23 protein-coding genes and 1 tRNA gene are annotated in these 20,011 nt (G+C 68.7%); 13 read left to right on the top strand and 11 right to left on the bottom strand.

Features of this window, described 5'->3' with window-relative positions; genetic code table 11:
* Nucleotides 1-17: 17 nt before the first annotated feature.
* A complete protein-coding gene (locus LHU95_RS01110) occupies nt 18-1,613 on the bottom strand; it encodes an ABC transporter substrate-binding protein (protein WP_248709538.1) in 1,596 nt (531 codons plus the stop codon).
* A gap of 182 nt (nt 1,614-1,795) precedes the next feature.
* Here LHU95_RS01110 and ggt point away from each other — a divergent pair, with 182 nt between their 5' ends.
* From ggt to LHU95_RS01130, 4 genes are all read left to right on the top strand, one after another.
* On the top strand, nt 1,796-3,430 hold the full coding sequence (gene ggt / locus LHU95_RS01115; RefSeq protein ID WP_248709539.1) for a gamma-glutamyltransferase: 1,635 nt from the start codon (nt 1,796-1,798) through the stop codon (nt 3,428-3,430).
* A 251-nt stretch (nt 3,431-3,681) separates the two neighbouring features.
* Nucleotides 3,682-4,497: a transporter substrate-binding domain-containing protein gene (locus LHU95_RS01120; RefSeq protein ID WP_248709540.1), complete on the top strand. Its 816-nt coding sequence runs from the start codon at nt 3,682-3,684 to the stop codon at nt 4,495-4,497.
* 58 nt (nt 4,498-4,555) lie between these two features.
* Nucleotides 4,556-5,224 carry an amino acid ABC transporter permease gene (locus LHU95_RS01125; protein ID WP_248709541.1) on the top strand — a complete coding sequence of 223 codons (669 nt, stop codon included), beginning with the start codon at nt 4,556-4,558 and terminating at the stop codon, nt 5,222-5,224.
* Nucleotides 5,225-5,234: 10 nt separating this feature from the next.
* A complete protein-coding gene (locus tag LHU95_RS01130) occupies nt 5,235-5,939 on the top strand; it encodes an ABC transporter permease subunit (protein WP_248709542.1) in 705 nt (234 codons plus the stop codon).
* Here the strand turns inward: LHU95_RS01130 and LHU95_RS01135 are convergent.
* The 4 genes from LHU95_RS01135 to LHU95_RS01150 form a co-directional block, all read right to left on the bottom strand.
* A complete protein-coding gene (locus LHU95_RS01135) occupies nt 5,914-6,834 on the bottom strand; it encodes a dihydrodipicolinate synthase family protein (protein WP_248709543.1) in 921 nt (306 codons plus the stop codon). The two genes, LHU95_RS01130 and LHU95_RS01135, sit on opposite strands and share 26 nt — an antisense overlap.
* The gene (locus tag LHU95_RS01140; RefSeq protein WP_248709544.1) at nt 6,831-7,922 is read right to left on the bottom strand and encodes an FAD-binding oxidoreductase; all 1,092 of its coding nucleotides are present in this window, start codon (nt 7,920-7,922) and stop codon (nt 6,831-6,833) included. The genes LHU95_RS01135 and LHU95_RS01140 overlap by 4 nt, the downstream gene beginning before the upstream one ends.
* Before the next feature lie 62 nt (nt 7,923-7,984).
* Nucleotides 7,985-9,424, bottom strand: a complete 1,440-nt coding sequence (locus LHU95_RS01145) for an NAD(P)/FAD-dependent oxidoreductase (RefSeq protein ID WP_248709545.1) — start codon at nt 9,422-9,424, stop codon at nt 7,985-7,987.
* On the bottom strand, nt 9,421-9,693 hold the full coding sequence (locus LHU95_RS01150; RefSeq protein ID WP_248709546.1) for a (2Fe-2S)-binding protein: 273 nt from the start codon (nt 9,691-9,693) through the stop codon (nt 9,421-9,423). Before LHU95_RS01150 ends, LHU95_RS01145 begins: the two co-directional genes overlap by 4 nt.
* 84 nt (nt 9,694-9,777) lie before the next feature.
* Between LHU95_RS01150 and LHU95_RS01155 the strand changes: the two genes are divergently transcribed.
* Nucleotides 9,778-10,518, top strand: coding sequence for an amino acid ABC transporter ATP-binding protein (locus LHU95_RS01155; RefSeq protein WP_248709547.1), 741 nt, complete (start codon nt 9,778-9,780; stop codon nt 10,516-10,518).
* Nucleotides 10,519-10,529: 11 nt separating this feature from the next.
* Nucleotides 10,530-11,429 carry a DUF6282 family protein gene (locus LHU95_RS01160; protein WP_248709548.1) on the top strand — a complete coding sequence of 300 codons (900 nt, stop codon included), beginning with the start codon at nt 10,530-10,532 and terminating at the stop codon, nt 11,427-11,429.
* Between the two features lie 95 nt (nt 11,430-11,524).
* Here LHU95_RS01160 and LHU95_RS01165 read toward each other — a convergent pair whose 3' ends face one another.
* Genes LHU95_RS01165 through LHU95_RS01175 form a run of 3 tightly spaced genes read right to left on the bottom strand, consistent with a single transcriptional unit; the run spans nt 11,525 to nt 12,945 of the window.
* A complete protein-coding gene (locus LHU95_RS01165) occupies nt 11,525-11,761 on the bottom strand; it encodes a hypothetical protein (protein WP_248709549.1) in 237 nt (78 codons plus the stop codon).
* A complete protein-coding gene (gene folD / locus LHU95_RS01170; protein WP_248709550.1) occupies nt 11,758-12,630 on the bottom strand; it encodes a bifunctional methylenetetrahydrofolate dehydrogenase/methenyltetrahydrofolate cyclohydrolase FolD in 873 nt (290 codons plus the stop codon). Before folD ends, LHU95_RS01165 begins: the two co-directional genes overlap by 4 nt.
* 3 nt (nt 12,631-12,633) lie before the next feature.
* Nucleotides 12,634-12,945, bottom strand: coding sequence for a YggT family protein (locus LHU95_RS01175; RefSeq protein ID WP_248709551.1), 312 nt, complete (start codon nt 12,943-12,945; stop codon nt 12,634-12,636).
* Between the two features lie 191 nt (nt 12,946-13,136).
* On the opposite strand from LHU95_RS01175, the gene LHU95_RS01180 reads away from it, so the two are divergent.
* Nucleotides 13,137-13,212, top strand: a tRNA-Ala gene (locus LHU95_RS01180).
* 19 nt (nt 13,213-13,231) lie between these two features.
* On the opposite strand, the gene radC is transcribed toward LHU95_RS01180, so the two are convergent.
* From radC to LHU95_RS01195, 3 genes are all read right to left on the bottom strand, one after another.
* A complete protein-coding gene (gene radC, locus LHU95_RS01185; RefSeq protein WP_248711629.1) occupies nt 13,232-13,936 on the bottom strand; it encodes a DNA repair protein RadC in 705 nt (234 codons plus the stop codon).
* 75 nt (nt 13,937-14,011) lie between these two features.
* Complete coding sequence (gene map, locus LHU95_RS01190; protein WP_248709552.1) at nt 14,012-14,824, bottom strand: type I methionyl aminopeptidase; 813 nt, start codon at nt 14,822-14,824, stop codon at nt 14,012-14,014.
* 63 nt (nt 14,825-14,887) lie between these two features.
* Nucleotides 14,888-15,757, bottom strand: coding sequence for a class I SAM-dependent methyltransferase (locus tag LHU95_RS01195; protein WP_248709553.1), 870 nt, complete (start codon nt 15,755-15,757; stop codon nt 14,888-14,890).
* Between the two features lie 74 nt (nt 15,758-15,831).
* Here LHU95_RS01195 and LHU95_RS01200 point away from each other — a divergent pair, with 74 nt between their 5' ends.
* From LHU95_RS01200 to LHU95_RS01225, 6 genes are all read left to right on the top strand, one after another.
* The gene (locus LHU95_RS01200) at nt 15,832-16,446 is read left to right on the top strand and encodes a cysteine dioxygenase family protein (protein ID WP_248709554.1); all 615 of its coding nucleotides are present in this window, start codon (nt 15,832-15,834) and stop codon (nt 16,444-16,446) included.
* Complete coding sequence (locus LHU95_RS01205) at nt 16,446-17,996, top strand: rhodanese-like domain-containing protein (protein WP_248709555.1); 1,551 nt, start codon at nt 16,446-16,448, stop codon at nt 17,994-17,996. The genes LHU95_RS01200 and LHU95_RS01205 overlap by 1 nt, the downstream gene beginning before the upstream one ends.
* 80 nt (nt 17,997-18,076) lie before the next feature.
* Nucleotides 18,077-18,811, top strand: a complete 735-nt coding sequence (locus LHU95_RS01210) for a ComF family protein (protein WP_248709556.1) — start codon at nt 18,077-18,079, stop codon at nt 18,809-18,811.
* Between the two features lie 84 nt (nt 18,812-18,895).
* A complete protein-coding gene (locus LHU95_RS01215; protein WP_248709557.1) occupies nt 18,896-19,102 on the top strand; it encodes a hypothetical protein in 207 nt (68 codons plus the stop codon).
* A gap of 40 nt (nt 19,103-19,142) precedes the next feature.
* Nucleotides 19,143-19,400, top strand: coding sequence for a glutaredoxin 3 (gene grxC / locus LHU95_RS01220; RefSeq protein WP_248709558.1), 258 nt, complete (start codon nt 19,143-19,145; stop codon nt 19,398-19,400).
* 106 nt (nt 19,401-19,506) lie between these two features.
* Nucleotides 19,507-20,001: a DUF1178 family protein gene (locus LHU95_RS01225; protein WP_248709559.1), complete on the top strand. Its 495-nt coding sequence runs from the start codon at nt 19,507-19,509 to the stop codon at nt 19,999-20,001.
* The last annotated feature ends 10 nt before the right edge of the window (nt 20,002-20,011 follow it).

The following is a 20,011-nucleotide window of genomic DNA, read 5'->3' on the forward strand; positions in this document are numbered from 1 at the left end:
ACCCCGCGCGGCACGGATCAGCCGGCCGGGCTGGCCTGCATCGCGATCGTCTTTTCGTCGTCGCGGACCAGATAGTTGATGCCCCGGCGCACCGCGATGGCCGAGTGCTGCACATAGAGCGGGATCACCGCCACATCCTCCATGGCGATGCGCATGGCGCTTTGCAGGGCGGCATGGCGCTCGGCCATGCTGAAGCGGGCCAGGGCGGTCTGCAGCGCCGCGTCGAAGGCCGCATTCGCGTAGCCGCCATTGTTGATGCCGCCCAGGCCGCGCTCCGGCTGGCGGCTGTGCAGCAGCGTGGCCAGGCCATAGCCGGACTCGCCCTCACCCGCGCTGCCCCAGCCGATGAGCGAAAGGCTGAACTCCATCCGGGGCGGATTGGCGCGGCCGAAATACATGTTGCGCGGCATCACCTCCACCCGCGTCTCGATGCCGATGCGGGTGAACATGGCGCCCACCGCCTGCAGCACGCGGGCGTCATTCACATAGCGGTCATTGGGCCCGTGCAGGGTGAGCTGGAAGCCGTTCGGGTAGCCCGCTTCGGCCAGCAGGCGGCGGGCGCGCTCGGGGTCGAACGGATCGGGCGCCAGGCCATCATCATAGCCGCCATAGCCGCGCGGGACGATCTGCCCGATCGGGTCGGCCAGCCCATCCATCACCTGCCGCGCCAGCCCGTCCCGGTTGATGGCCAGCGAGAGGGCGCGGCGCACGCGCACATCCTTCAGCGGATTGGTTGCCAGGGGCTGTCCGTCGCGGCCGCGGATGAAGGGCGAGACTTCGCGCGCCACGTCAGGCACCAGGTAGATCACCCGGTCCGAGGGGCGGGAGAGGATTTGCACCTGCGGGTTGCCGCGCAGGGAATTCAGCAGCTCCGGCGGCAGGAAATCCGCCACATCCACTTCATGGGCCAGCAGCGCCGCGAGGCGGGCGCCGCCATTGGGGATGAAGCGGAATTGCACGCGGGCAAAGGCGGGCTTGGGACCCCAATACCCCTCCCACCGGGTGAGCTCCAGGCGCTGGGCCGGAAGATATTCGCCGAAGCGATAGGGTCCGGTGCCGATGGCGGCGCGGCCGGAGCGGAAATCCGCCGGCATGGCGCCCGCCGCCGCGCGATGGGAGACGATGTAGATCGCGCCCAGCGTGCCGTAGAGCACGGGAACGGGCCCCGCGGTGGTGAAGCGCAGGCGATGGTCGTCGAGGATCTCCACCGCGGTGATGCCGCGCAGATTGGGCGTGTAGGGGCTGGGATTGGCTGGGATATTGGGCACGCGCTCGATGCTGAATTTCACATCGGCTGCCGTCAGGTCACTGCCATCATGGAATTTCACGCCGCGCCGCAGGGTGAATTCCCAGCGCCGCTCATCCAGCGGGCGCCAGCTTTCGGTGAGGCCCGGCAGGGCCAGGGAATTCTCATCCTTCACCGAGAGCGCATCGAACAGGTGCTGGGAATAGGCCATGTTGGTCGTGAGATAGAGGAAATGCGGGTCCATCGAGGGGTCGGTCAGCGCGCCGATGCGCAGCGGCGCGGCCTGGGCCATGCCCCGGCCCGGGCGCAAGGCCGCCAGCAATCCTGCGCCCCCGAGCACCCGGCGCGGAATATTGGTGGGTGTCATGGGCAGCTCTCCGGCGATGGAGGGGGATGCTGCGTCCCGCCGAACCGGACCTCAAGCGAAATCGGCCCCCTGCCCGGGGGCTAGGCTTTTTGCCGGAGGTGCAGGAACCTGCGCTTCCGGCCGGGCTCCGGGAGGGGCGGCACCCCTCGACGCCGCCCATGCGCCGCTCCAGGAGGCCCGCCATGCCCAGACCGCCCCGCCAATTGCCCGAGCCGCGTGCGGTGATCGTCGCCCCCCAGCCAGAAGCCGTGGAGGCGGGTGCGGCCATCCTGCGCGCCGGCGGCAATGCGCTGGATGCACTGATCGCCTGCGCGCTGACCCAGGGCGTGGTGGACCCGATGATGTGCGGCCTGGGCGGGCTTGGGGTGCTGCATCTGCATGATCCCAAAACCGGCCGGCAGGTGGTGTTCGATGGCCTCTCCACCTGCCCCGCCGCCTGCACGCCCGAGATGTGGGAAAAGGCCTTCCTGCGCGAATGCAGCGACGGATTTGGCTATGTCGTGCGGGATTTCCTGAATGAGCGCGGGCACCTGGCCGTCACCACGCCGGGGATCCTCCGCACCTTCGCCATGGCCCATGCCGAATTCGGCCGGCTGCCCTGGGCCGAGCTGTTCGGCCCGGCCATCGGTTTCGCCGAGGAAGGCTGGATCATCCGGCCGCATGTCCACACCGTCTTCACCATGAACGAGGCCGCCTATGGCCGGCTGAGCTACAGCGAGAAGCTGGCCTTCACCGAGGAGGGCCGTGCCCTCTACATGCGCCCCGACGGCACGCCCAAGCGCCAGGGCGACCTGGTGCGCAATCCGGCACTGGCCGGGACGCTGCGCCACATCGCGCGTGAAGGGGCCGAGGATTTCTACACCGGCGCGCTGGCGCGCCGCATCGTGGCGGATATGCAGGCGCATGGCGGGCTGCTCTCGGCCGCGGATCTGGCGGGTTTCCAACCACGCCGGCTGGAGCCGTTGCGGATCACCTATCGCGGGCGCGAGGTCGCGGTGCCGCCGCCGCCCTCGGGCGGGGTGGTGGTGGCGGAGATGCTGCGCATCCTGGAGCGCTTCGACCTGGTGGCCATGGGCCACAACAGCCCCGAATATATTCGCGTCGTGGCCGAGGCGATGAAGATCGCCGGCCGCGACCGGGAGGAACATATCGGCGACCCCGCCTTCGTGACGCCGCCACTCGATCTCCTGCTCTCGGATGCCTATGCCGATGCCATGGCGGCGCGGATCCGCAGCGGCGAGAAAACGCCCCTGACCCGCGTGTTGGCCGATGCGGCCAACACGACCACTATCTCCAGCGTGGATATGGAGGGGATGGTGGTCTCCGTCACGCATACGCTCGCCACGCCCTCGGGCGTGATTCCGCCCGGCACCGGCTTCATGCTGAACGGCGCCATGAACTGGTATGATCCGCGTCCGGGCAAGGCAGGCTCCATCGCGCCCGGCAAGAAGCGGTTTTCGGCCATGGCGCCGAGCATCGTCTTCGAGGATGGCAGGCCGGTGATGACGGTCAGTTCGCCCGGTGGTGCCTGGATCGGCACCTCCATCCTGCAGGTGCTGCTGAACGTCCTCGATTGGGGCATGAGCATGCAGGAGGCTGTGATGGCGCCGCGCTTTGCCGCGACCACGGATGAGATCGATCTCTCCAACCGCATCCCGCGCGGGGTGGAAAAAGCCTTGCAGGCGATGGGCTATGGCACGCGCCGCAACTTCCACAGCTATCCCTTCGCGGCACCGCATGGCGTGACCTTGTGGGATGGCCGGCTGGAGGGTGGGGCGGACCCGCAGCGCGATGGCTATGTGGCGGTGATCGCGTAAGGCAGCACGCGGCCCGTCGCCTGGCAGCGCTGCATGATGGCAGATTGCTTCGTGCCGGTCTTGCCTGGCTGACACCGCTGCGCGCGGCGCGGAAAGTCTCCGCCGCCTGCCCGCCGCTCATGCGCGCGCCGTCCGGTGCCGCAGCATCCTCAGGGCGCCTTGCGCCTGCGCGTGAACCCGGCATAGCCTTTGGCAGTGGCCGCAGAAGCCGCGTCCGGGAGAGAGCGCCAGCGCGCCATTGGGAGTTTCGCATGTCCGCCTTTGATCGCCGCCACCTCTTTGCCCTGGCTGCCGCCGCCACGGCCCTGCCCGCCCTCGCAGAGGCCCGCCCCCTGGCTGAGGTGCTCTCCTCGCGCCGGTTGCGCGCCGGCATCAACCCGACCTTGCCGCCGATGGGCCTGTTCAACGAACGCAACCAGATTGACGGCTTCGACGCCGACATCGCGCGCGAGATCGCCCGGCGGATGAATGTCGAGCTGGAGATCGTGCAGGTCGGCAGCCCGGACCGTATCCCTTTCCTGCAGGCCGACCGCATCGATATCGTGCTGGGCTCCATCACCCGCACGGTCGAGCGCGCGCTGGTGATCGACTACACCGTGCCGCTGCACACGCAATCCATGGTGGTGCTGACCAAGGCCACCGGCACCGCGGTGCCCATCAACACGCCGGCTGATCTGAACAACCGCGCCGTGCGGCTGGTGCAGGTGCGCGGCACGGTGGGCATTCCCTGGATCCAGGCCAATGCCGCCCAGGCCCAGGTCACGCTGCTGGACAACTACCCCGACTGCTTCCGTGCCCTGGCCCAGGGCCGCGCCGATGCCATGGTGGATGTGGCCGAAAGCGTCGTCATCCCGATGCGCAACTTCCCGGTGCAGTGGAAGATTTTGGACCAGGTGCTGGCCAGCTTCTGGGTCGGCATCGGCGTACAGAAGGGCAATTCCTCGCTGCGGGATGTGCTGAATGTGGTGCTGTTCGAGATGCACCGCTCGGGCTTCGTGAACACCACCTGGGAGAAGTATTTCGGCACGCCGATGACCACGCCGATCCCCTTCAACCCGATGTTCTGAGCCCGCCCTCGATGGTCGTAGCGCCGAAGGCGCGGAGCGCTGAATCGGCGTCGCCGGCATGACGCTGCAATACGGACAGATCCTCCAGTATCTGCCCGATTTCCTGCTGGGCGCGCTGATGGCGCTGTGGATCGCCGGTCTCGCTTTCGCCGGTGGCCTGCTGATCGGGCTGTTCGGCGCAGCCGCCCTGACCTATGGCGCCTGGCCGCTGCGCGCCGCGGTCACGGCCTATGTGCGTTTCTTCACCTACACGCCGCAGCTTGTGCAGATTTTCTTTCTGTTCTTCGCCCTGCCCGAGGCCGGAATCATCCTTTCCCCCATCACCGCCGTCCTGATCGGCATGACGTTGAACGCCGGCGCCTACCTCACGGAGATCGAGCGTGCGGGCTTTACCTCCGTGCCGCAGGCCGAGCTGGATGCGGCGGAAACCTTGGGCTTTTCGCGCTTGCAGACCATCTGGTACGTGATCGCCCCGCATGTGGTGCGGGCACTTTATCCGGCACTGTCCAGCCACTACATCATCATGACGCTGGGCACTTCGATGGCGGCGATCTTCGGTGTCGAGGAATTGACCGGCCGCGCGCTGAACGCCAATGCGATTTCCTTTCGCTCGGTCGAAATCTTCTCGGTGGTGGCGGTGATGTACATCGTGCTCACCATCATCGCCTCGACGCTGCTCTGGCTGGTTGGGCGGTGGCTGTTCCGGGTGAAGGCGAAAGTGTTTTGAGCGACCCGCCATGAGTGCCTGGGACATCATCCTCGCCGAGGCGCCGCGTTTCTTCACCTGGTGGAATCTGCGCTTCCTCGCGCTCGCCGTGGTGAACACACTGGTTGCATCGGTCGCCGGCTGCGCAATGGGCTATGCGGCGGGTTTCGCGCTGGCCATGCTGCGCCTGCCGCAGCTCATGGGCTTTGCGCCGGTGCGCGTGCTGGCCATCCTCTGGGTCGAGACCTTCCGCCGGATTCCCTTCCTGGTGCTGTTGCTGCTGGTCTTCTTCCTCTCGCAATTCGCCCGGCTGGAGGCTCCGCTCTGGGCTGTCGCCGTCACCGCGGTCGCGTTGCGGATGAGCGCGCTCGCCGCCGAAAACATACGCGCGGGGTTCGAGACGGTGCGGCCCACGCAATGGGAAGCGGCACTCACCATGAACATGCCCGCGCTCACGACGCTGCGGCGGATCATCCTGCCGCAATCCTGGCGCGTGATCCTGCCGCCTTCCATCGTCCATGTGCTGAGCATGGTGAAGGAAACGTCGCTGGTCAGCCAGATCGGCTTCATCGAGATCACCTTTGCCGCCAAGATGCTCACGCAGCGCGGCTTCTCGGCCCTGCTCACCTATGGCACGGCGCTGGTGCTGTATTTCTGCGTGAGCTGGGCGCTCGCTTCGCTCGGCCGTTGGGCCGAACGGCGTCTGACGCTCAGGCCAGCACGCCTGACTCCCTGAGGGCCAGGCGCAACATCGCGGCCTCCGCGCCCAGCACGGGGGGTTGCGGTGGCCGCACGGCAGGGCAGGGGATCACGCCCATTTCCGCCAGGCAGAATTTCAGCCGCGCCGTGGCCCGCCCGCCCGGAGGCGCGCCATAGATCGCCTCGGCCAGAGGTTCCAGCCGCTCATGCAAGGCGCGCGCGGCGGTGAGGTCACCCGCGCGGATCGCGGCATCCAGTGCCACGATTTCATCCGGCATGAGATCAGCGAGCGAGACCAGGCTGCCATCCGATCCATGCACATAGCAGGCGAGCAGATGCTCATCGCCACTGGCGCAGACCGCCACATCGGGGCGCCTGGCCTTCACGCGGCGGCGCAGCGCGTCATAGGCATCCACCTCCCACGCGCCTTCCTTGATGCCGACCACCTCGGGAATGTCGAGCAGCGCGTCCAGCGTCTCGGGCGTGAAGCCCATATGGCCCGCGCGGTGATGCGCCTGGAACAGCCAGAGCGGCATGCCGGGCACGGCCGCCATGATGGTGCGGTGATGCAGCAGCGCCATCTCGGTGGTGTGGGCCATGGCGAAGGCATTGGGCAGGAAGACCATGATGGCATGCGCGCCGGCGGCGCGGGCCTCGCGCGCTTCCTCGGCGGCTTCCAGGCTGCTCTCGGCGTTGACGCCGGCGACGACGATGCGGCTCGCGCCCACGGTCGCGACCGTCACTTCCACCGCGCGCTTCTTCTCGGCGCGGGACATGACGAAATTCTCGCCAGCATGGCCATTCATCAGCACGCCCGCGATGCCCGGGCGCAGCACGCAATGCGCGGTGTGCTTGGCATAGGCCTCCCAATCCGGTGCGAAATCCGGATGCATGGGCAGCACGGTGGAGGGGTAGATGCCGTGGAAATTCACGCGGCTTTCTCCTGCGCCAGAAGGCGGTCGATGGGGAAGAGGGGAAGTTCCGGCGCCTCGCCCAGAATGGCCTGGGCCAGGATGCGCCCCATATAAGGCCCGCTGGTGTAGCCCGAATGCACGCAGCCGATGATCCAGGCATCCGGCACGCCGGGGATGGGCCCGATGGCGGGCAACGCATCCGCCGTCTCGGATTCCAGGCCAAGCCAGGCGCGCACCACCCGCGCCTCGCGCAGCGCCGGCACGGCATGGGCGGCCAGGCGCACATTGCCGAGGAAGCTCTCGGGCTTCACCGCGATGCCGCCGCGCGTGCGGTCGCCAATCCCCTGCCAGCCGCCGCCGATCAGCACCGTGCCATTGGCGTATTGCTTCAAGGAGAGCAGTCCGGAGGCCACGCCCAGCACGGTGCGCATCACCGGCGCCATCCGCTCGGTGACGACGAGCTGGTTGATCAGCGTCTTGATCGGCAGGGTCACCCCGAGCCAGCCGGCCATCTCCTCCAGCCAGACGCCGCCCGAGAGCACCACGCGGGCCGCATCCAGCCGGCCTTGCGCCGTGTCCAGCGTGAAACCCGCATCAATGCCGCGCACCGCGCAATCCTCGCGCAGATCCACGCCCGCATTGAGCAGCGCCGGGCGGAAGGCGCGGCCGGTGAGATAGGCGCTGGCGAAGCCATCCATCGGGCAATGCCCGGCGATCAGCGCCTTCTCCGACAGGCCCGGCTCGATCTCGCGCGCCCGCACGCCGGAGACGATTTCGATCGGCGCGCCGGCCTGCCTTCGGATGCGCGCGCGCTCCTCCAGCATGGCCGCTTCCTGCTCGGTGAAGGCGACGGAAAGCCCGGGGCAGGCGGTGCCGAGCACATGCCCGCCATCGCACCAATCGCCCATGCGCAGCCACATCTCATAGGCGCGCAGCGCGTAGGGGATGAGGGCGGCGCGCGTCATCTGCATCGTCAGCGTGCCGGCATTCACGCCCGAAGCCTCGCGGCAGATCGGGCCACGATCCAGCAGCAGCACCTTCATGCCGGCACGGGCCAGGTGCAGGGCGGTGGAGCAGCCCATCACACCGGCACCGATGACGGCCACGTCGTATCGGCCAGGGGCGCTGCCCCTGGACCCCGCAAGGGGGCTTGCCCCCTTGACCCCAGTCATATGGGCGCCGCCGCTGGCACGGGGATGTCGGCATAGTCGAAATCGCCGAGCAGCGCGTCCATCGGCACCGGGCGCAAGGGCAGGCGGCCGGTGGCGAAGCCCGCCGCCTCCCGCCCGCCAACGCGGCGCGCCAGCAATTCGGCCGCCGCCTCGCCACAGAGCCGGCCCTGGCAGGGGCCCATGCCGCAGCGGGTGAATTGCTTAAGCTGGTTCATCGTCAGCGCGCCTTCATCCAGCGCCGCCTCGATGGCGGCGCGGGTCACGCCCTCACAGCGGCAGATCATGGTGTCAGGCGGGATGGCGGCGACGAGTTCGGGGCGCAGCGCCATCATGCGCGCCATGGCCCCGCCCGCCCGCGCCGCCCGCGCAAAGGCGGCGGCATGGGGCGCGCGTGCCGCCCGATGCGCATCCTCCGACAGCAGGCCAAGGTCGCGCAGGGCCGCGAGGGCCGCGATGCGCCCTGAGGCCGGCGCCGCCGCCGCGCCACGCAGGCCCGCGCCATCGCCAGCGACGAAAAGCGCCGCCACCGAGCTGCGAAAATCCGCGTCCAGCACTGGCACCCAGCCGCCCATCCCGGGCTGATAGTGATGCGCCGCGCGGAAGGCGCGGGTCGCTTCCGTCGCGGGGACCAGGCCATGGCCAATGCACAGCGCATCCGCCTCGATCCGCACCGTCGGTCCGCCTGCCAGGGATTGCACGCTCACGGCGCGCAGCACGTCATCCCCTTCGGCGTCCGTGATGCGGGCGGCGTGATGCACGGTGACGCCTTTCAGAACCAGCTGCGCACGCCAGGCAGCGCCCCGCGCCAGCAGATCCGGCCTTGCGGCCAGCGCGGGCAGGGCGCGCAACCATTCACCCGGTGTCGCCAGATCCACCACGGCCGCGACCTCGGCCCCATGCGCCAGAAGCTTGGCGGCGACCGCATAGAGCAGCGGCCCGGCACCGGCCACCACCACGCGCCGTCCAGGCAGCACACCTTGCGCCTTCAACAGGATGGTGGCGGCCGCCAGGCCGATCACGCCCGGCAGCGTCCAGCCCGGGAAGGGGATGATGCGCTCCTGCGTGCCGGTGCAGAGCAGCAGGCTGCGCGCCGCCAGGTCGAAGGGTTGCCCGCCGGCGCTGAGCCCATCCAGCCGGAAGGGCACGGGGGCGGCGCCACTCTGCACGAGCGGGCCGCCGCCCACCCCCCAGATGCGCACGCCCATGCGCTGCTCGGCGCCGCTCGCCGTCAGGGCGCTGCGCAGCGCATCCCCGGCGCGGCGATCGGCATCCTGGGGCATGGTGTAGCCGGGGGGTGCCGCGCGATGCACCTGCCCACCGGGGGCCTCGCTTTCCTCCAGCAGCACGACGCGCGCGCCATGCTGGGCGGCCAGGGTGGCGGCGGCCATTCCGGCCGGGCCGGCGCCGAGCACCGCCATGTCATAGGGGCTGCTCATGCGGGCGTGACCCGCATGCCGTCCCGCACCGGCGTCAGGCAGGCCTGCACCAATTGTCCCTCCAGCCGCACCAGGCATTGCTGGCAGACGCCCATCATGCAGAAGGCGGCGCGCGGCGCGTTCGGCCCATCGCCAAGGTGGCGGATGCCAGCGGCCAGCAGCGCGGCGGCCAGGCTCTCGCCTGCCGGGGCGGTGATGCGCTCCCCCTGGAAGGTGAAGGCGATGTCGGCCGGCCGGGCAATGCCCGCGATGCGAAGCGAGGATGTCACGCCACCAATCCTATCCACCCCCGCTTGACGCCGCCACCCGCCGGCCCGGAGAGTTACCGGCGACCGCCCAGGGAGACGCGCCGCTTGACCTTCCTTGCCCTTGACGGGGTTTCCGCCGGCTATCCCGGCAAGCCCGATGTGCTGACGGATGTCACGCTCAGCATCGCGCGCGGTGAGGTGGTGGGGCTGATCGGCCCTTCGGGCTCGGGCAAATCCTCCCTGTTGCGCGCCCTGGTCGGGCTGCTGCGCCCGCATGCCGGGCGGGTCACCATCGGGGGGGAGTTGGTGGATTATGCCAACAAGGCCTCGCTTCGTGCGGCACGGGACCGGCTGGCCATCGTGTTCCAGCAATACAACCTGTTCCAGAACATGACGGCGCTGCGCAATGTCGAAATCGCGCCCAGGCTGGTGAAGCGGCGCGCAGGCACGGAGGTCCAGGCCGAGGCGCGTGCCCTGCTCGCCAAGGTCGGCCTCGGCGCGAAGCTCGACGCCTATCCGGATGAATTGTCGGGCGGGCAGCAGCAGCGCGTGGCGATTGCCCGCGCCCTCGCGCTGCGCCCCGATATCCTGCTGCTGGACGAGGTGACCAGCGCGCTCGACCCCGAATTGGTGACCGAGGTGCTGGACACCATCCGCACCCTGCGCGACGAGGGGATGACCATGCTCATCGTCAGCCACGAGATGGCCTTCATCCGTGAGGTCGCGAGCCTGGTGGTGTTCATGGATCAGGGCCGCATTGTCGAGGTGGGGCCGCCCGCGCGGATTTTCGACGCGCCGCAAACCCAACGCCTGCGCGAATTCACCGCCAAGATCCTGCGCCACTGATGGGCTGGAGCATGCCCGGGACGGATTGGCTGCGCGGTGCCATTGACGGGCATGTGCATTGCGCGCCGCATCTCAATGCGCGCTCGGTCCATGTGTTCGAGGCGGTGCGCCAGGCGGCGGCGGCGGGCATGCGCGGCCTGGGCATCATGTGCAACTTCCAGAACAGCTCGGGCTTCGCGGCCTTGGCCAATGCGGAATTGGGCCATCTCGGCTGTGAGGCTTTCGGCGGGTTGATCATGCAGCCCGCGGCCGGCGGCGTGACGCTGGAGGCCGCGCGGACCGCCCTGGGCTACGGTTATGGCGCGGGGCAGGGGGCGCGCTTCATCAGCCTGCCCACGCATCACACCCGCTTCGTCGCCGAGCAGGAAGGCCGCAGCCCCGCTTTCCTGGAGACGACCTTCCACATCCCCCGTCATGGCCGCGTGCCCGAGCCGGTGCCCGCCATCATGGAGCTTTGCGCCGCGCATGAGGCGGCCTTCGATTGCGGCCATGTCGCCGGATATGAGGCCGTGGCGCTCGCCGAGGAAGCGGCCCGCCGTGGCGTCACGCGGCTGCGCGCGCATGGCGCGGGCTATGCGCCGGATGAGGTTGCGGCGTTGGCGGCGCTTGGCGCGCATGTCGAGTTCTCGTTTTTCCTGCTGACGCACGCGACCCAGGTCGGCCTGACCCATGCCGATGCCGAGAAGCACCGGATCGCCGGCGCCTGCACCGTGCAGGAGATGGCGACGCGCATTCGCGCCGCTAGTGCGCGGGCGGTGCTCTCTTCCGATGCGGGCCTCGCCATCCTGCCGCCGCCGGTCGAGGCCTTGCGGGAGTTCCTGTTGCTGCTGGCCAGCGAGGGCTTCACCGAGACCGAACTGCGGCGGATGACGCGGGACAATCCGGCACGGCTTTTCAACATCGCACTATAGCGGCGGTGGCGCCCTGCTCAGAGCCTTGCAGCCCGTGCCCATTGCGCAGCGGCAGAGCAAAGCCCTCTCGTTACCTGGGCTTTTCCAGCAGCCCGCTAACCTCTTCGCAGGGCAGCCTCGATCCGTGCCAGCGTCTCCTGCTGGCGGCGCAGCGTGATGCCCAGGCCGCCAATCGCGATCAGCGCGAGGGAGGAAACACCCCCGGCACCGGCATACAGCATCCGCGCGCGGGACCAGCCCTCACCACCCCAGGGCGTGGCGCCCCAGGCCAGATGCAGGCAGGAGAGCAGGGCCAGGCCGCCCAGCACCTGCAAGCTCCGGTGCAGGATCATGGCAGCTTCGCGGGCGCGCCCATGGTGGCAACCCCACGCCGCGCCAGTGCTGCTTCCAGCGTGTTTTCCAGCAGGCAGGCGATGGTCATGGGGCCCACGCCACCCGGCACCGGCGTAATGGCGGCGGCGCGCGGCAGCGCCTCGGCATAGGCGACGTCGCCCACCAGCTTGCCGTCCGGCAGTCGGTTGATGCCGACATCAATCACGATCGCGCCCTCCCGCACCCAATCGCCGCGGATCATCTCCGGGCGGCCCACGGCGGCGATGAGGATATCCGCGCGGCGGCATTCCCCGGGCAGGTCCTGCGTGCGGGAATGGGCGATGGTGACGGTGCAATCCGCCGCCAGCAGCAATTGCGCCATGGGCCTGCCGACGATCTGGCTGCGCCCCACCACCACGGCGCGGGCGCCACGCAGCTGAGCCTTCGCCTCGGCCAGCAGATGCATGGCGCCACGCGGCGTGCAGGGAACGAGCCCAGGCAGGCCGGAGGCCAGGCGGCCGGCATTGATGGGGTGGAAGCCGTCCACATCCTTGGCCGGGTCCACCGCCGCGATGGCGGCATCGGCGCGGATATGCGCGGGCAGGGGCAGCTGGACCAGAATGCCATCCACCGCCGGGTCCGCGTTCAGCGCCGCGATCTCGGCCAGCAGTGCAGCCTCGGTCGTGCTTTCGGGCAGGTGCCGCGTGCGCGAAGCGAAGCCCGCCTGGAGCGCCGCCTTGTCCTTGTTGCGCACATAGACGCCGCTGGCCGGATCCTCCCCCACGCGCAGGACAACCAGGCCAGGCTTGAAATCCAGCGTCGCGATGCGGCTGGCGAGGTGACCGCGCAGCCGTTCAGCCAGCGCCTTGCCGTCGAGAATCATGGCCATGGCTCAGAAATACAGCCCGAAGCTGATCATGTAGCGCTTGATCGCGCTGACCAGCAGCATGCAGGCCTGCACCAGCAGCAGGACAACCAGCGGCGAGAGATCAATCCCGCCCAGATTGGGCAGCCGGTTGCGGACGGGCCGCATGGCGGGTTCGGTCACGCGGTAGAAGAAATCCGAAATATTCCAGACCATGCGGTTGCGCGTGTCCAGCACGTTGAAACCGATCAGCAACGACAGAATGGAGGCGATCAGGATGGCCCAGAAGAACAGGGTGAGCCCCGCCTGGATCAGGAAGAAAAACGCGTCGAGGATCATGGGCGTCGGCGCTCCGAAGGTGGCGGCATGGGGCTTCCCTTGTCGCGGAAGGGCGCGATGCCGGCAAGGGGGATGGCGGATGCTTCACGCGGTGCCGCTTGACACCCCCGGCCCCATCCCGCATGACGCGCCCCGCTATCGGGGCGTGACGCCTCGGTGCCCTGGCGCGAGAGTGCCGGGATGCGTGGTGCGGGGCTGTAGCTCAGTTGGTAGAGCGCGTCGTTCGCAATGACGAGGTCAGGGGTTCGATTCCCCTCAGCTCCACCATCCCGCCGCCTGTTGCCCCTTACAGCAATCCCTCGCGCCGGAAGGAGAGGGGCCGGTCGCGCCCGATGATCAGGTGGTCATGCAGGGTGATGCCCAGCGCGGCTGCCGCCTGCTTCACCTCCGCCGTCATTTCGATATCGGCGCGGCTGGGGGTCGGGTCGCCCGAGGGGTGGTTGTGCACCAGGATGAGCGCGGTCGCATGCAGCTCCAGGGCGCGCTTCACCACCTCCCGCGGATAGACCGGCGTGTGGTTCACCGTACCGCGCGCCTGGGCCTCATCGGCGATCAGGCGATTTTTGGCATCCAGGAACAGCACGCGGAACTGCTCCACCCGCTCCCGCGCCAGGCGGGCGGTGAGGTAGTCCATCAGGCGGTCCCAATTGTTCAGCACCTGCTGGTTTTTCAACGGCGCCTCACTGAGGCGCAGCGCCGCCGCCTGGACGGTGCGGAGCGCCGCAATTCCGGCATCGCCCAGCCCCTCAATCTGCCGGAGCTCCTGCGTGGGGGCGCTCAGCGCATCGGCGAAGCTGCCGAAGCGGTCCAGCAGCGCGCGGGCGATGGGCTTGGTATCCCGCCGCGGCAAGGCGATAAACAATATCATTTCAATGAGTTCATGGTCGAGCAGTGCGGCCGGTCCCGCCTCGATCAGCTTCTGGCGCATGCGGGCGCGGTGGCCCTCCGCGCCCGAAGCCGTGGTGGCGGCCACCGGCGCTGGATCAAACAAGCCACCTGCCTCGGCCAGCCCGCGCTTGCGGCTCAAGGCCACCCCGCCTGGCACATGAAGGCCGCTGGGCGCCGCTCAGCCGGCAATGGCATAGGGCGGTTTGTGCAGGCTTGCCGGGCTGAGGGTGAAAATCTCGCAGCCCGTCTCGGTGATGCCGATCATATGTTCGAATTGCGCCGAGAGGCTGCGGTCACGCGTCACGGCGGTCCAGCCATCGTCGAGGATCTTCACCTCGGGCCGGCCCGCATTCACCATGGGCTCGATGGTGAAGAACATGCCCGGCGCCAGCTTCGGGCCTTCGCCCGGACGGCCAAAATGCAGCACATTGGGCGGCTCGTGGAATTTCCGGCCAATGCCATGGCCGCAGAAATCCCGGACGATGGAAAAGCGATGCTTCTCGGCGTAGCTCTGGATGGCATGGCCGATATCGCCGAAGCTGTTGCCAGGTTTGGCGGCCGCGATCCCGCGCATCATCGCCTCATAGGTCACATCCATCAGCAGCCGCGCCTTGGTGCTGATCTCACCGACCGCATACATGCGGCTGGTATCGCCGTGCCAGCCATCGAGCAGGGCCGTCACGTCGATGTTCAGGATATCGCCCTCGGCGATGGTCCGCTCCCCCGGAATGCCATGGCACACCACGTGGTTGATCGAGATGCAGGAGGATTTGGTATAGCCCCGGTAGCCGAGCGTGGCAGGCACGGCGCCGCCGGACAGCATGAAATCGTGGCAGAGCTTGTCCAGCGCGCCGGTGGTGACACCAGGGCGGACATGGGTGGTGATCATGTCCAGGCAGGCAGCGGCCAGGGCGCCCGCGCGGCGTGCCCCGGCGAAATCCTCTGGCGTGTGACGCGTGATGCGGCGGGATTCGCCGCCTGAATTTTCCATCTTTCGGGGCCGACCGGTGCTCAATCTGTGATGGAACTAAGATGCGCGCGGGGCGCGGAAGGTTCAACCCGCATTCTCGCCGGCCTTGTATTCCCGGGTTCCCAGCGCCTCCGCCAGCCTGGCATTGGCGCTGCCGGGGCGCGCGGGCTTTTGCTGGCTGTCATGCGGCGCCCAGCCCGTCATGATCAGGAGCCGCAGCTCCATGCGCAGATCGAGTGCGGCAAAGGCCAAGGGAAACAGCGCTCTGGGCGGGGTGCGGCGGTCCGCCGCGCGGATCACGTTGCCCTCGCCCGCCGCGCGCAGATCGGCCACCAGGCCCATCGGCGTGCGATATTCCAGCGGCAGCCGGTCCTGATCCGCCACGGGCAGCGCAAAGCCCGCGCGCTGCAACAACCCCGCCAGGTCCCGCAATTCCGGAAATGGGGCGATGCGAGGTGAGACGCCGCCGCGGGTTTCCGCCTCGGCCGCCGCCAGCGCCTCGCGCAGGCCTTGCAGCGTGCCGAAGCCGGGCAGGGAGGCCAGGAACAGCCCATCCGGACTGAGCGCCCGGCGCAGCTGGATCAAGGCGCCCGGCAGGTCATTCACCGCATGCAGACTGAGATTGGCGAGGATCAGGTCAAAGCTGCCCGCCGCGAATGGCAGCCATTCCTCATCACCGGCGATGGCCAGCCCCCCCGCCTGACGCGCCATGGCTGGCGCCAGGTCCATGGAAACCACGAAGGGAATTCCCCGCGCGGAGAGTGCCGGTGCCACCGCGCCCCGCCCCCCCACATCCAGGGCGCGGGAAAAGCGCCGCGTGGTGTCATCCAGCCGGTCCAGCAGGAGGGCGGCCGCGGCCTCCAGGATGGGCGCGACCTGACGCACATGCACAGCCGCGCGCTCCCGCCGAAGGGCGAGCAGCCGGCGGTCGAAGATATCGGGGGCGGTTTCCACCCTTTCCATCTGCGACCGGTGGTGCTTCGGCGCAAGCGGGACTATCGTTCCAGGGTCCGCAAGGGAGAACGCAGATGAACAACATGGATGTGAAAGCAGCCCGCACCGCCGCCGTGGCCGCCGCCGTCGGCCGCGTACGCGAGATCGAAAGCAGCATGGGCGTCACCCGCCCGGCGCTGGAAGCCATCAAGGCCGAGCTGATGAGCCTGGCCGCGCAGGAACATCTATTCCCGAGCGCCGAATTCCCGTCCCCGCCGAATGGCGAGAAGGGCAGCAACCGCTACCTCCTGCGCGAGGAGGACAACAACCGTTTTGCCCTCTACCTCAACGCGCTGAACCCGGGCAACGAAACCAAGCCGCATGACCACACCACCTGGGCCGTCGTCGTCGCCGTGGATGGGCAGGAGCTGAACAAGGTCTATGAGCGCCTGGATGACGGCGCCAACCCCGAGCGCTGCGAGATGCGCGTGCGCGAGGAGATCATGGTGGAGCCCGGCCGTGGCATCTGCCTGATGCCCGAGGATATCCACTCCATCCACACCACCGGCACCCGTCCCACGCGGCATCTGCACATGTATGGGCTGGCGCTGGAGAAGCTGGATGGCCGCCGCGCCTTCGACGACAAGACGGGCGAGGTCTCCTACTACAACAAGAACTTCATGAAGCCCTCGGCGAGCACGAAGGCCTGATGTCCTCCGTCACTTCGGTTGGCATCACGCCGGCCACGCTCAAGGCTTGGATTTCCGCGGGTTCGGAGCTCGCCATCCTCGATGCGCGTGAGGAGGGCGAGTTCGGCCATGGGCACCTGTTCTGGGCGGTGCCCTGCCCCTTGTCCAAAAAGGAATTGCGTGCCCGCGCGCTGCTGCCCCGCCAGGCCACCCGCGTGGTCTGCGTGGATGGCGGCGAGGGCCATGCGGCCAAGCTTGCGGCCTGGCTCAGCTCCATTGGCTACACGGATGTGCATGTGCTGCAGGGCGGCACGCCGGCCTGGGCGGCGGCGGGCTATGTGGTCTTTACCGGCGTGCATGTGCCCTCCAAGGCCTTCGGCGAATGGGCCGAGCATCATTACGGCACGGAAAGCGTGGACCCGGCCGAATTGCAGGCCATGAAGGATTCCGGGCAGGACATGGTCATCCTGGACAGCCGGCCCATGGATGAATTCGTGAAGATGACCATCCCGGGCGCGCTGAATGTGCCGGGTGGCGAATTGGCCTATCGCATCGGTGACCTGGTGCCCAAGGCCGGGACCACCATCGTGATCAATTGCGCCGGCCGCACACGCAGCATCATGGGCGCCGAAAGCCTGCGTCGCGCCGGCGTTCCCAACCGGATCGTGGCGTTGCGCAACGGCACCATGGGCTGGGAATTGGCGGGCTTTCAGTGTGAACGTGGCGTTACCCGCAGCTACCCGGCCGGGACGCCGGCCAGTGCCGCACTCGCGCTGCAACGCGCCAGCTCCTTCGCTGCCGAGAATGGCGTGAAGCTGATCAGCCGCACGGCCGCCCTTGCCATGCTGGCCGATGACAGCCGCACCACATACGGCCTCGATGTGCGCGCGGCCGATGAGTACACGGCCGGCCGTATCCATGGCTTTCGCCATGCCCCCGGCGGTCAGCTGGTGCAGGCGACGGATCAATGGATCGCCGTGCGCGGCGCCCGCGTGATCCTGGCCGATGACGACACGGTGCGCGCGCGGATGTCCGGCGCCTGGCTGCGCCAGATGGGCGGCTGGGAAGTCTATGTGGTGCAAGGCGCCCTGGACGGCCCGCTGGAGACCGGCCCCTGGAAGCCGGTGGCGCCCGAGGTCCCGCAGATGCCGACCGTGGCTCCGCAGGCGCTGGCCGCCGAAACCGGGGTGACAGTGGTGAATCTGGCTCTCTCCATGCATCACCGGGCCGGCCACATCCCCGGCTCCATCTGGGCGGTGCGCGGCCGGTTGCCGCCACTTTCGGGCCCGGTGGTGGTGGTGTCCCCCGACCCCTGGCTCGCCCATCTGGCGGCGGCTGAAATTCCCGGCGCGCGTGTTCTGGAAGGCGGGCTGGCCGCTTGGCGCAAGGCCGGGCTGCCGGTGGTGAGCGACCGCACGACCCCGCCGGATGAGGCCTGCGTGGACTGGTATCTGCGCCCTTATGACCGCAACTCCGGCATCGAGGCCGCCATGCACGCCTATCTCTCCTGGGAGATTGATCTGGTGCACGAGGTGGCGCGCGACGGCGATGCGCGGTTCGGCGCCTGGTAACCGCGCCCGATGACCGAAGTGCGGCTTCGCATGAAGGTCTGAATCGGCCGCGCAGCCTTTTCAAAAGATTGGGCGGCGGCATGCTCGACGCCTTGCTGCCGCCCACCTGCCTCACCTGCGAGGCGCCGGTGGGCATACAGGGCGGCCAATGCCCTGCCTGCTTCACCCGCCTCGCCTTCGTGACCGCGCCGCTTTGCGACCGCTGCGGCGTGCCCTTCCCGCATGGCGGGGCGGGCATTCCGCATCTGGAGACGCTGTGGTGCGAGGCCTGCGTCACCGCGCCCCCCGCCTTCACCGCGGCCCGCGCGGCGCTGCGCTATGATGAGGGCGCAAAGGCCCTGATCCTGCCCTTCAAGCATCGGGATCGGACGGAACTCGCCGCACCGCTGGCCCGCCACATGGCGCGGGCGGGCGCGGAATTGCTGCGGGCGGCCGATCTTCTGGTTCCGGTGCCGTTGCATCGGTGGCGCCTGTTCCGCAGGCGCCACAATCAGGCCGCCTTGCTGGCGGCCCGGCTGGCGCGGCTCTCCGGCAAGCGGCACGCACCCATGCTGCTGCGCCGGCAACGCGCCACGGCGCCGCTGGGCGAATTCAGTGCGCGGGAACGGGAAGCCATGCTGGAGGGCGCCTTTGCCCTGGCACCAGGGGCCGCCGCGCAGCTGCGCGGCCGGCGCGTCCTGCTGGTTGACGATGTCCTGACCAGCGGCGCCACGGCGGATGCCTGTGCGCGCATCCTGCTCGGCGGCGGTGCTGCCCAGGTGATGGTCCTGGCCGCGGCGCGCGTGCCGGATCCGCGAATCGAAAGGCCGCGCTGAGCGATGTAATTCCGCTTGCCGGCGTTAATCTTTCCGCAACTCAGACCCCGCATTCTGCCACCGCAACAGAATGGAGCAGGGGCCATGCCCTTCGACGGAAATCCCATGGGTGGTCTCGGCGGCCGTCTCAGCCACCGTTTCGACGTGGACAGCACGAGGCCTACCACGCAGAACAGCCCACTCTTTGGCATGGATGGTGCGGAATGGCAGGGCTTTTTCTTTGCCCTGACCGGCCTGCTCGCCATGGTCCTTGGCATCGGCGCCGTGGTGCTTTCCACCATCGGCCCCTGATCCGCTTGACGGCGGCGCCGGGTCACGGCGTATTGCGCAGATGGCCCAGATCGAGATCTACACCACCGCCTTCTGCCCCTATTGCGATCGCGCAAGGGCGCTCCTGACCAAACGGGGTGCCACCTTCGAGGAATTCGACGCGCCGCATGGCAGCCAGGCCCGCAAGGACGCCATCGCCCGCTCGGGCGGGCGGACGAGCGTGCCGCAGATTTTCATCAATGGTCAGGCCATCGGTGGCTCCGATGACCTCGTGGCACTCGACCGCGCGGGCAAGCTCGAAGCGATGCTGGCGGGCTGAGGGGCCACCTCCGGGCGGGCAGCCCCTCGCAATCCGCCTGCCGCTTCCCATGTGACGACTCAGCGTCACGGCCCGATCACCTCAGGGCCGGCAAAGGTTTTCCGGGATGATCCGCTTTTCGCTTCGCTGCCAGAACGGCCATAAATTCGAGACCTGGTTCAAGGACGGCGCCGCCCATGAGCGCATGGCGGCCGCCGGCCTGCTGGAATGCCCGGTGTGCGGCGATACCCACGTCACCAAGGCGCTCATGGCGCCGGCCATCAAGAAGGCGCGCGGCGTGAAGGGCCGGGCTGAGGCACCGCCGGCCGAATTGCCCGCATCCCCGCCCAAGCCGCCCGAACCCGATACCGAGGCCCCGCGCCTGGCTGCCGGCCCCATGCCCGCGCAGATCGTCGCCCTGTTGCAGCGCATGCGCAGCGAGGTGGAGAAAAGCTGCGAGAACATGGGCAAGGATTTCGCCAAGGAAGCCCGCCGAATCCATGAAGGCGAGGCCGAGCCCCGCGGCATCTACGGCGAAGCGACGGAATCGGAAACCGAGGCCCTGCGCGAGGACGGCATCGAGGTGGCGCGCCTCCCCTGGGTCCCGCGCGCCGATGGGTGATAGAATGGCG

Source organism: Sediminicoccus sp. KRV36 (assembly GCF_023243115.1).
In the GTDB taxonomy this organism is placed as follows: Bacteria; Pseudomonadota; Alphaproteobacteria; order Acetobacterales; family Acetobacteraceae; genus Roseococcus.

Bases quoted from the DNA above. Each gene is read 5' to 3' on its own strand.
- map (WP_248709552.1), bottom strand. From the start codon at position 14,824: ATGGAAAATTCAGGCGGCGAATCCCGCCGCATCACGCGTCACACGCCA.
- LHU95_RS01145 (WP_248709545.1), bottom strand. From the start codon at position 9,424: ATGAGCAGCCCCTATGACATGGCGGTGCTCGGCGCCGGCCCGGCCGGA.
- LHU95_RS01225 (WP_248709559.1), top strand. From the start codon at position 19,507: ATGATCCGCTTTTCGCTTCGCTGCCAGAACGGCCATAAATTCGAGACC.
- LHU95_RS01110 (WP_248709538.1), bottom strand. From the start codon at position 1,613: ATGACACCCACCAATATTCCGCGCCGGGTGCTCGGGGGCGCAGGATTG.
- LHU95_RS01205 (WP_248709555.1), top strand. From the start codon at position 16,446: ATGTCCTCCGTCACTTCGGTTGGCATCACGCCGGCCACGCTCAAGGCT.
- ggt (WP_248709539.1), top strand. From the start codon at position 1,796: ATGCCCAGACCGCCCCGCCAATTGCCCGAGCCGCGTGCGGTGATCGTC.
- LHU95_RS01165 (WP_248709549.1), bottom strand. From the start codon at position 11,761: ATGATCCTGCACCGGAGCTTGCAGGTGCTGGGCGGCCTGGCCCTGCTC.
- LHU95_RS01215 (WP_248709557.1), top strand. From the start codon at position 18,896: ATGCCCTTCGACGGAAATCCCATGGGTGGTCTCGGCGGCCGTCTCAGC.
- grxC (WP_248709558.1), top strand. From the start codon at position 19,143: ATGGCCCAGATCGAGATCTACACCACCGCCTTCTGCCCCTATTGCGAT.
- LHU95_RS01210 (WP_248709556.1), top strand. From the start codon at position 18,077: ATGCTCGACGCCTTGCTGCCGCCCACCTGCCTCACCTGCGAGGCGCCG.
- LHU95_RS01125 (WP_248709541.1), top strand. From the start codon at position 4,556: ATGACGCTGCAATACGGACAGATCCTCCAGTATCTGCCCGATTTCCTG.
- LHU95_RS01175 (WP_248709551.1), bottom strand. From the start codon at position 12,945: ATGATCCTCGACGCGTTTTTCTTCCTGATCCAGGCGGGGCTCACCCTG.
- LHU95_RS01160 (WP_248709548.1), top strand. From the start codon at position 10,530: ATGCCCGGGACGGATTGGCTGCGCGGTGCCATTGACGGGCATGTGCAT.
- LHU95_RS01130 (WP_248709542.1), top strand. From the start codon at position 5,235: ATGAGTGCCTGGGACATCATCCTCGCCGAGGCGCCGCGTTTCTTCACC.
- LHU95_RS01120 (WP_248709540.1), top strand. From the start codon at position 3,682: ATGTCCGCCTTTGATCGCCGCCACCTCTTTGCCCTGGCTGCCGCCGCC.
- folD (WP_248709550.1), bottom strand. From the start codon at position 12,630: ATGGCCATGATTCTCGACGGCAAGGCGCTGGCTGAACGGCTGCGCGGT.
- LHU95_RS01200 (WP_248709554.1), top strand. From the start codon at position 15,832: ATGAACAACATGGATGTGAAAGCAGCCCGCACCGCCGCCGTGGCCGCC.